8 protein-coding genes are annotated in these 9,412 nt (G+C 52.3%); 1 reads left to right on the top strand and 7 read right to left on the bottom strand.

Annotation, left to right across the window (positions count from 1 at the left end; all coding sequences use genetic code 11):
- The 3 genes from M3200_RS09295 to M3200_RS09305 all read right to left on the bottom strand — a co-directional run.
- Positions 1-939 (bottom strand): AAA family ATPase (locus M3200_RS09295; RefSeq protein ID WP_288178275.1); only part of this gene is annotated, 939 nt, incomplete at its 3' end.
- Positions 936-2,102, bottom strand: a complete 1,167-nt coding sequence (locus tag M3200_RS09300) for an exonuclease SbcCD subunit D (RefSeq protein ID WP_022383248.1) — start codon at positions 2,100-2,102, stop codon at positions 936-938. The genes M3200_RS09295 and M3200_RS09300, both read right to left, overlap by 4 nt.
- Complete coding sequence (locus M3200_RS09305; protein ID WP_022383249.1) at positions 2,099-2,941, bottom strand: deoxyribonuclease IV; 843 nt, start codon at positions 2,939-2,941, stop codon at positions 2,099-2,101. Before M3200_RS09305 ends, M3200_RS09300 begins: the two co-directional genes overlap by 4 nt.
- Before the next feature lie 109 nt (positions 2,942-3,050).
- Here M3200_RS09305 and M3200_RS09310 point away from each other — a divergent pair, with 109 nt between their 5' ends.
- Complete coding sequence (locus M3200_RS09310) at positions 3,051-3,254, top strand: hypothetical protein (RefSeq protein ID WP_022383250.1); 204 nt, start codon at positions 3,051-3,053, stop codon at positions 3,252-3,254.
- Between the two features lie 605 nt (positions 3,255-3,859).
- Here M3200_RS09310 and M3200_RS09315 read toward each other — a convergent pair.
- From M3200_RS09315 to M3200_RS09330, 4 genes are all read right to left on the bottom strand, one after another.
- Positions 3,860-5,116: a Glu/Leu/Phe/Val family dehydrogenase gene (locus M3200_RS09315; RefSeq protein WP_022383251.1), complete on the bottom strand. Its 1,257-nt coding sequence runs from the start codon at positions 5,114-5,116 to the stop codon at positions 3,860-3,862.
- Between the two features lie 522 nt (positions 5,117-5,638).
- Positions 5,639-6,991 carry a sodium-dependent transporter gene (locus M3200_RS09320; RefSeq protein WP_022383252.1) on the bottom strand — a complete coding sequence of 451 codons (1,353 nt, stop codon included), beginning with the start codon at positions 6,989-6,991 and terminating at the stop codon, positions 5,639-5,641.
- Positions 6,992-7,066: 75 nt separating this feature from the next.
- Entirely contained in the window at positions 7,067-8,422 is a 1,356-nt protein-coding gene (locus M3200_RS09325) for a sodium-dependent transporter (protein ID WP_022383253.1), read from the bottom strand.
- Positions 8,423-8,600: 178 nt separating this feature from the next.
- Positions 8,601-8,729, bottom strand: a complete 129-nt coding sequence (locus tag M3200_RS09330; protein WP_288178276.1) for a hypothetical protein — start codon at positions 8,727-8,729, stop codon at positions 8,601-8,603.
- Between the last annotated feature and the right edge of the window lie 683 nt (positions 8,730-9,412).

The following is a 9,412-nucleotide window of genomic DNA, read 5'->3' on the forward strand; positions in this document are numbered from 1 at the left end:
TTCCCGGGTGATGCCATCCAGCTGGACAAAGTAAGGCGCAAGCTCCCGGGCGCTCCGGATCAGGGAAAGGGACGCTTCCATTTCCTTCATGCGTCCTTCTTCATTCTTAAGGGCCGCATCCTGCTTCAATGCCTTTTCAAGCTCCGTGAAATGGCCCATCAGTGCGGTTTCCTTCTGGTAGACTTCACGGAATTCATTGCTTTCCTTTTCCTGCTTCCGGGTCGTCTCCACCGCCTCCTGCAGTGATTTCTCCGCTTCTTCCACGATCGAGGCGAGCTGCTTTTCGTCTGCGGCGCCGGCGGTGCTGAGAATCTGGTCTTCTCTTGTCTGCTTTTCCATTTTCTCACGGACTTTTGCATCGAGCCTGTCTTTCAGCCTGTCCTTGAATTCCGAGAAACGCTGTGTCTTGAAGAGCTGCTTCAGGATGGCTTCTCTTTCATCGGCCTTTGCCACGAGGAGTTTTCTGAAATCGCCCTGCGGAAGGAGGATGACCTGGCAGAACTGGTCGGCATTGAGCCCGATGAGTTTCCCTGCGGCTTCTTCAATGCCTGTGCGCAGTGTATTGATTTCCTTGCCGTCTTCCAGTTCGGAAAGGGACGCCTGCATGGCAGCCAGTGTCTGTCCGCTGCCGCGTTTCTTATCAACCATCTGCGCCGGGCTTCTCGTTGCGCGGTATGTCTTATCCCCCAGCATGAAATCGAAAATGACTTCTGTCCTTTCCGAGGAGTCGGCATAGTCGCTTCTCATTTTCTCGCCTGTCCGGTCGCCGCTTGTCTTGCCGTAAAGGGCATAGCACATGGCATCCAGGATCGTCGTCTTCCCGGCTCCGGTCGGGCCGCAGATCAGGAAGAGATGGCGTCCCTGCAGTTTTTCGAAGTCGATGACGGTCTCGCCCGCATAGGGACCGAAGGCACGCATCGTCAGTTTCAAAGGTTTCATTTTGCGTTTTCCTTCCTGTATACCTCTTCCCAGACTTCCTGAGAAAGCTTTTCTTCTTCTTCTGCCAGTTCCTGCTCACGGAAATGGCTGACGAAGGCGCGGAAAATGTCTTCGTCGCTCATGGATTCGAGGCGGATCCTTCTTTCGCCGTCATCGTCCTTGTATCCCATGTCCTGCTCGACGCCAAGGGCATTCGGGTACTTCTCGCGAAGCTTTGGCATGGCGTCGATGACAGGTTCGGAGTCGGTCAATACGATCTGCAGGTAGTCTTCCGAGCCTTCCTTAGCCATGATGTCTGCAAAAGAACCCTGGATTTCGCGTACCTGATGGAGGGGCAGCATTTCGCGGAACGTGGTGGAAACATTTCCTTCTCCGTCAATCGTCCCTACGATGATGCCCTTCTTCTGACGCACTTCGTCGAAGGAGTAGCGCATGAGGCTTCCGCTGTACTGGATCTTCTCGGAATCCCTCTTCGTCTTCTGCGGACGGTGGAGGTGGCCGAGTGCGGTGTAGTCGTAAGGCGCAAAGACTTCATCAGGAATCTGGTCGTAGCCGCCAATCGAGAGCGGTCTTTCCGATTCCGATGACATGCCGCCTGCTGCATAGACGTGGGCAAGGGCGATTTTCCTCATGCCTTCTCCTTCATCAGGAAGGAGGGAGAGCATGCGGGAGGAAAGAATTTTTTCTGCCTCTTCGTACGTCTTCACCTTTTCCGCCTCTTCCATGCCGAGCTTGTTCATCATGACGCGCACGCGGGCGGGTTCGGAATACGGCATCGGAAGGAATGCGACGGGACCCCATTCATCCTTCAGGATGACGGGAGAGAGCCTGTCGAGCGGCCCGAAGATGTAGAGCCCCTGCGAGCGGAGAAGACGGCTTGCCACGGCGAGGCGCTCGGCGCTGTCGTGGTTCCCGCTGATGACGATGAAGGGAATCCCTCTCTTTCCGACGATTTCCTCAGTCATGCGGTCAAAGAGCTCGACGGCATCTTCCGGAGGAAATGAGCGGTCATAGACGTCCCCGGCCAGAAGAATCACGTCCGGCTTTTCTTCGTCGACGATGGGCAGGAAACGGTTTTCCAGGAGCCATGCCTGATCTTCTGTCATAGAGTGTTCCTTCAGAAGCTTCCCCAGGTGCCAGTCGGCTGTGTGAATGAATTTCATGCGTCCTCCTTCCGAAGGCTTCTCAAAAGCGCGATTTCACGCTTGTAGCCTTCCAGATCATTCGGTGTTTCAAGGTAGAAGGGAAGATTTCTGAGAAGCGGATGATTGATGATCCTTTCCATCCCTTCGAGACCGATTGTCCCTTCGCCGATTTTTTCATGGCGGTCCTTGTGGCTTCCCATCGGATTCTTGTCGTCATTCAGGTGAATAGCCTTCAGGCGGGAAAGCCCGATGACTTCATCGAAATGGGCGAGAACGCCGTCGGTATCTCCTGCGATGTCGTAGCCGCCGTCATAGACGTGGCAGGTATCAAAGCACACGCCCATGCGGTCCTTGCGCTCAACCTTGTCGATAATCGCGGCCAGCTCCTCAAACGTGCGTCCGACTTCCGTCCCCTTCCCTGCCATCGTTTCAAGCAGGACAAATGGCGGCAGCTCTTCCTGATCCATGGCGTAATTCAGCATGTCTGCAATCATGGGAATCGCAACTTCTGCGCCCTGCTTCAGGTGGGAGCCCGGATGGAAATTGTAAAGGCAGTTCGGCAGGTGCGCCGCTTTGGCCAGGTCCTCACGAAGCGCCGTGCGGGCAAACTCACGCACCGACTCCTTCGTCGAGCAGCCGTTCATCGTGTAAGCCCCATGGCAGAGAATCGGCCCGAAATCATGCTCCTGCATCCACGCCTTCAAAGCCAGCGCATCCGCTTCCTTCACAGGAGCAGACTGGCTTCCGCGCGGGTTTCGCGGGAAGAACTGAAACGTATTTCCGCCGATCGAAGTGGCTGTCTTCCCCATGGAAAGATACCCGCCCGTGACGGATAAATGGCATCCAAGTATAAACATAAAGTCCTTCTTTCTATTTAAATCCATTCCAATACTCAATTCTCTTTCATTATAGCATGAGGAAATTTTTGGACGGAGAAAGGGGGGAAGATGGAAAGCGTGAGAAAAGATGGGAAAACCGGACAACCAGCCTGCGGCTGAGAAAAACATGATAAAACCATACAAGGAGGAAAAACCATACGACCTCGCGCTGCTCGATAGAAGACCGGACGACCTCGCTTCGCTCGTGGAGATGAACCTCCTCAGGCGCATGCGCGCCAGCTCCCCCTACGGGGCGAGCTCTGACACCCTTAAACCGAACTTCGTTCGATGAAAACCATACAACCTCGCTGCGCTCGGGAACTGCACTCCTTTCTGTCACTTCGTGAGCGTATGCGTCATCCTTGTTCCGAGGCAGGTTTTTTCGATTCTGATGAATATTATTGAACGAACACCTTACCGTTTTCATTTACGGTTCGTATTTAAATCACTACTGATAACATAGGTAAGCGCCGGTGCGGAAGGTTTTGACCTGCCCCAGCGGGGAAGAATTCCTTTGACCTTGCTCCGTCAGGAGAAGGGGGGACCACTTTTGTGGTGGATGAGATGTAGTTCCTCAGCCGCAGGCTGGTTGTGAAGGTTTTTAAAGAATGCATTTTCTAAAGTTTCCGGAGAAAGGGGTGTAGTATTCATTGATTTTTATAAAAAGGTTCCACGAGCGAAGCGAGGTTTGCTTGTTTTCCAAGTTCGCGCTCCGCCGCGGTTGTACGGTTTCCTTATAAGAGCTCTCTTTTATAGATGCTTTTTTAAAATAAAGCGTACCTTGGCATTTCCTGCGCTGCGGCGAAGGCGTACCTTGGCTTTTTCGCTGATGGCGAGCGCACCAAAAAACAGGATGCATGAATGGATCATGCATCCTGTCTGTATTTCCGCTATAACTTATCCTAAGAAGCCTCTGAGTTTCTGGGCTGCCATGACTCTCTGGAGTGCGAGCATGTAGGAGGCGAGGCGGTAGGTGACGTGGTATTTTTCTTTGAGGGCATAGACGTCTTCGTATGCTTCTCTCATCTTTTTCTGGAGACGGGCGTTGTATTCGTCTTCGGTCCAGTAGTAGCCTGTGCGGTTCTGGACCCATTCGAAGTAGGAGCCTACGACGCCGCCGACGTTGCTCATGACGTCCGGGAGGACTTCGATGCCGTGTTCTTCGAAGTATTTGTCTGCTGTTTCATCGGTCGGGCCGTTTGCGCCTTCGAGGATGAGTTTTGCTTTTACTTTTTCCATGGTGGATGCGTTCAGCTGGTTTTCCATAGCTGCTGCGAAGATGACGTCGACGTCCTGGGCGAAGAGTTCGCTGTCAGGGATGAAGGATGCGCCTTCTTCTGTGTAGCCTTTGAGGGATCTGCCGTGGCTGTTGGCATAAACGTACATGGCTTCGATGTCGAGGCCATTCGGGTTCTTCCATGTGCCATTGATATCGCCTACAGCGATGATCTTGACGCCTTCTTTATGCATGAGGAGGGAGCCTACGGAGCCAACGTTGCCGAAGCCCTGTACGACCATGGTGAGGTCTTTCATTTCTCTATGGTTCTTTTCGCACCAAGTCTCGAGTGTGAAGAGAAGGCCGCGGCCGGTAGCTTCGTTTCTGCCGAGAGATCCGCCGACTTCGAGTGGTTTGCCTGTGACGACGCCTGGCTGCCATTTGCCGGAGAGGGCTGCGTATTCGTCAGCGATCCATGCCATGATCTGGCCGTTGGTATTGACGTCTGGTGCCGGTACGTCCTGGTCTGGTCCGATGATCGGATAAATGCGGCGTACGTACATGCGTGTCAGTCTTTCGAGTTCACGCTTCGACAGTTTATGCGGGTCGACTTTGATGCCGCCTTTAGCACCGCCGTAAGGAATGTTGCCGATGGCGTTCTTGATTGTCATCCATGCAGCAAGGGCTTTGACTTCGTTTTCATCGGACTGCGGATGGAAACGGATGCCGCCTTTTGCTGCGCCGCGTGCGGTGGAGTGCTGTACGCGGTAGCCGGAGAATACTTCTACATGGCCGTCATCCATAGTGACCGGGATGCTGACTGTCATCTCGCGTTCCGGATAACGGACGAATTCATAATCATTTCTCGGGCAGCCGAGTACTTCTGCTGCCTTATCCAATACATGAAGCATATTTTCATACGGATTGTAACCTGCCATGATCAAGCCTCCAAGAAGAAATGGGATACGAATTCCAATAAGTGGACTCTATATCCTGAAACTTATGGTTTTACTATACCACCTTTCTTCCCGTTTGAGAAGATAATTGCATACATAAATGAGTATTCAGCATAGGTTATATTTTAAGTCATGCTTTATTTGCCAAACAAATGAAGAGGGGAAATGGGGATTAGAACCGTACGACCTCGCTTCGCTCGTGGTAATCAACCCTATCCACCGCGAAAGGAATATGCTTTACTTATTACTGCACCCCTTTCGGCGCATGCGCGCCACTTCCCCCGAAGGAGGCAGCTTCGCAGAGAATAAAGAAAAGATTTTAAATCTGATTTGTTTTTGCCCTTTCGTACCCCATCCCCTACCATACTCCCTTCCCCGTCTGGGAAGGCAAGTTTAATGCACTCCACCCGAGGAGAAGCTGGATTTTGCTAATTACTGTTCCCCATTTCCTGCATCAAAAAACGGCGCCGAAGCACCGTTGATGATTTTATTTCCCTTATCCTTTTACATCAGGCCTTTGACCAATACGAAGAGGATGAGGAGCGGGAGTACGTAGCAGAAGTAGGGACGGATCCAGCGGGGCATTTTCATGCCTGTGCCGGTGTTGACTTCTTCTAAGTACTTGTCAAAGCCCCAGCCGTACTTGGATACGCAGAAGAGGGCGAAGATGATGGAGCCGAGCGGAAGGATAAGGCCGCTGACGAGGAAGTCTTCCATGTCGAGGATGCCTTTTCCTGCGATCTGCACGTCGGACCATACGTTGAAGCCGAGTGCACAGGGAATGCTGCCCAGGAATACGAAGGGCAGAAGGATGAGGACTGTCTTCTTTCTGCTCCAGCCGAAGTCGTCCATGCAGTTGCCGATGAGGCTTTCGAAGACGGCGGTGACGGTGGAGAAGCTGGCGAATGTCATGAAGACGAAGAAGAGGGATCCCCAGAATTGTCCGAAGGACATGTTGATGAATACGTTTGGCAGTGTAACGAAGATGAGGGACGGGCCTTCGGATGGTTCTACGCCGAATGCAGAGCATGCCGGGAAAATGATGAGGCCTGCCATCAGGGCTACGAATGTGTCAAGCGCGGTGATTCTGACTGCTTCGCCGCCCAGGGTGTTGTTGCGGCTCATGTAGCTGGCGAAGATTTCCATGGAGCCCTGGCCGACGGAGAGTGTGAAGAATGCCTGGTTCATGGCAGCAGCTGCCACGTTTCCAATGCCTGCTTCGACGGCGCGGTTCCAGTCAGGAAGAAGGTAGAATTCGACGCCTTTGGCGCTTCCCGGAAGGAGAAGGCTGTTTACGGCGAGGATAACGATGAGGCCCAGGAGGCCGAGCATCATGACTTTCGTGACTTTTTCAAGGCTCTTGGCAACGCCGCCTGCGCAGACGGCAAAGCCGACGAGGACGTTCAGGCCCATGAAGAATATGAGTTCATAAGGATCAGCGACCATGGCATCGAAGGTGGCTGCAACTTTCTCAGGCCCCATGCCATTGAAGGATCCGTTCAGGAATTTCCAGAAGTAGTCGACCATCCAGCCCGATACGACGGTGTAGTAAATCATGAGGACGAAGCTGCCCAGAAGGCAGATCCACCCGTGCCAGTGCCATTTGCTGCCTTTCGGCTCCAGTGTCTTGAAGCCCATCATGGCGCTCTTGTGGCTGGCGCGTCCGACGGCCAATTCCATCGTGACGACAGGTATCCCCAGTATTAAAAGGAATAACAGGTAAAACAATACGAACACGGCCCCGCCGTACTCCCCGGTGATGTACGGGAATTTCCATACGTTCCCGATACCGATGGCGCATCCGGCGCTGACCAGAATAAATCCCAGGCGGGATTTGAAACTGTCTCTTTCTTCCATTCTTCTTTCCTCCATTTTATCTTTTCCGGATTTCCCGGTCCGCTTTGCCGCAAAGGCTTCCCGCGGAAAGGAAGCTTACATAAGGCCTCTGATCAGGATGACCAGGATCAGAAGCGGCAGGATGAACTGGAAATATGGTTTGATCCAGAGCGGCATTTTCAGTCCGCTGCCTTTATTGACTTCAGCGATGTAGTTGTCAAAGCCCCATCCGAATTTCGTCACGCAGAAGAGCAGGTAGACGAGCGCGCCGCCCGGAAGGAGCAGGTTGCTGACGATGAAGTCTTCGCTGTCCAGGACGTCTCTGGCTCCGATGATGTGGACGTCGCTCCAGATGTTGTATCCCAGTACGCAGGGGATGGACAGAACGAATACAATGACAAGGTTCACGAGGACGGCTTTCTTTCTTGACCATCCGAAGTTGTCTCTTGCGCATGCAATGAGGTTTTCAAAGACCGCGGTGACGGTGGAGAAGCTGGCAAATGTCATGAAGACAAAGAAAAGTGTGCCCCAGAGCTGGCCGAAGGACATGTTCTGGAATATGCGCGGAAGTGTGATGAAAATGAGCGACGGGCCTTCATCCGGCTGTACGTTGTAGGCAAAGCATGCCGGGAAAATGATGAGTCCGGAAAGGACAGCGACGAAGGTATCGAGCGCTGTGATCCTCACGGCTTCGCCCGTCAGTGTGAAGTCGTCTGACATGTAGCTGCCGAAGATTTCAATGGCAGCGATGCCGAGGGACAATGTGAAGAATGCCTGGTTCATCGCAGCAGCTGCCACGTTCCCGATGCCTGCTTCGACTGCCCTGTCCCAGTCCGGGAGAAGGTAGAAAGCAAGGCCCGGTCCGCCGCCTTTGAGTGAAACGCTGTGCGCAGCAAGGACGACGATGAGGACCAGGAGGCAGAGCATCATGACCTTCGTGATGCGTTCGACGCCGTTATGCAGGCCAAGGCCGCAGACGCCGAATCCGCCGAAAACGGTAAGTGCCATGAAAATTCCCATTTCCGTGGGAGATGCCAGCATGGACGTGAAGACGCCGCTGACGGCTTCCGTCGGAACGCTCGCAAAAGCGCCGGTCAGGAATTTCCAGAAATACGCAAGCATCCATCCGGATACTGTCGTGTAGTACATCATGAGGAGCAGACAGCCAAGGATACAGAACCAGCCATGAATATGCCATTTCTGCCCGGGCTTTTCCAATTTCTTATAGCCCTGGACAGCGCTCCCGCGGGATGCGCGGCCGACGGCAAGCTCCATCGTCATGACGGGGATGCCCATCAGTAAAAGAAACATCAGGTAAAACAATACAAAAACAGCGCCTCCGTATTCCCCGGTCACATACGGGAATTTCCAGACATTCCCGATGCCGATGGCACAGCCTGCGCTGACAAGTAAAAATCCCAACCGGGATTTGAAACTATCTCGATTTTCCATCTCCTGCTCCTGCCTTCCTACCCATTTTTCCGGCCGCCCCTTCCGGCAGCCTTAAAAAGACTTTCTCCCTATCATATATCAATAGACGCTATTGGGCAAGTGTTTGGGAAAGAGAAGCAAGAAAAAAGGAGCCATGAAATGAGTGATGTGCATTTCATGGCTCCTTTTAATGACTATATTACATGCCGAACGGCTCTGTTCCGCATCCCGGGATCTGATAAATTCCATGGCTGGTACGGAACAGGAAGAAATCAAAAGTCCTCTTTCCCCATCCGGAAAGAAGTGAAATCCAATGAAAGGACATCATGACCGCCTCCATCTCGCTGTCGAACTACGTTTACAATAATGAACACTTTGTTCTATACATAGAGTACTACTGGAAAAATAATAAAGCTATCATCACTTTTGGATGGATATATCTTATGGGATATATCGAACAAAGTGTACGGTAAGTAGTGAGATAAAAGTGCGGGATGCGGGAGAAAACTATACAACCTCGCTGCGCTCGTGGAACTGCACCCCTTTCTGCCGCATTCGCGGCATCCTTCCCCGACGGGCAGGTCAAAACCTTCCGCCATCATTCAATGCCGCTAATATCACTATCATTTAAATACGTTTACCGTAAATGACAATCGTAAGACATTCATTCGATACTATCCACCAGCACCGAAACGAAGGACTTCGACCTGCCCCAGCGGGGAAGGCGCCCGGCTTATCTTTTCATAAATTTAAGACAAATCAGATTTGAATTTTTTTATTTCTCATCGCCGAGCTTCCCCCTACGGAGGGAAGCGCCCGAAGGGCGATAGGGGTGCAGTTTCTAAAATCGGGGTGCAGTATTCATTGGTTTCTATAAAAGGTTCTGCGAGCGAAGCGAGGTTTGCTTGTTTTCCAAGTTCGCGTTTGCCGCGGCTATACGGTTTTCCTGCAATAAAAAACTGAGGAAGTATGACGATTCAGGGTTATAGGACAAAACGTGTTGGTAAAAAT

Source organism: Dialister sp. CAG:357 (assembly GCF_000435155.1).
GTDB classification, from domain to species: domain Bacteria; phylum Bacillota; class Negativicutes; order Veillonellales; family Dialisteraceae; genus Dialister; species Dialister hominis.

Excerpts from the sequence above, each read along its gene's own strand:
- M3200_RS09300 (WP_022383248.1), bottom strand. The coding sequence starts at position 2,102 with ATGAAATTCATTCACACAGCCGACTGGCACCTGGGGAAGCTTCTGAAG.
- M3200_RS09305 (WP_022383249.1), bottom strand. The coding sequence starts at position 2,941 with ATGTTTATACTTGGATGCCATTTATCCGTCACGGGCGGGTATCTTTCC.
- M3200_RS09310 (WP_022383250.1), top strand. The coding sequence starts at position 3,051 with ATGGGAAAACCGGACAACCAGCCTGCGGCTGAGAAAAACATGATAAAA.
- M3200_RS09315 (WP_022383251.1), bottom strand. The coding sequence starts at position 5,116 with ATGGCAGGTTACAATCCGTATGAAAATATGCTTCATGTATTGGATAAG.
- M3200_RS09320 (WP_022383252.1), bottom strand. The coding sequence starts at position 6,991 with ATGGAAGAAAGAGACAGTTTCAAATCCCGCCTGGGATTTATTCTGGTC.
- M3200_RS09325 (WP_022383253.1), bottom strand. The coding sequence starts at position 8,422 with ATGGAAAATCGAGATAGTTTCAAATCCCGGTTGGGATTTTTACTTGTC.
- M3200_RS09330 (WP_288178276.1), bottom strand. The coding sequence starts at position 8,729 with ATGATGTCCTTTCATTGGATTTCACTTCTTTCCGGATGGGGAAAGAGG.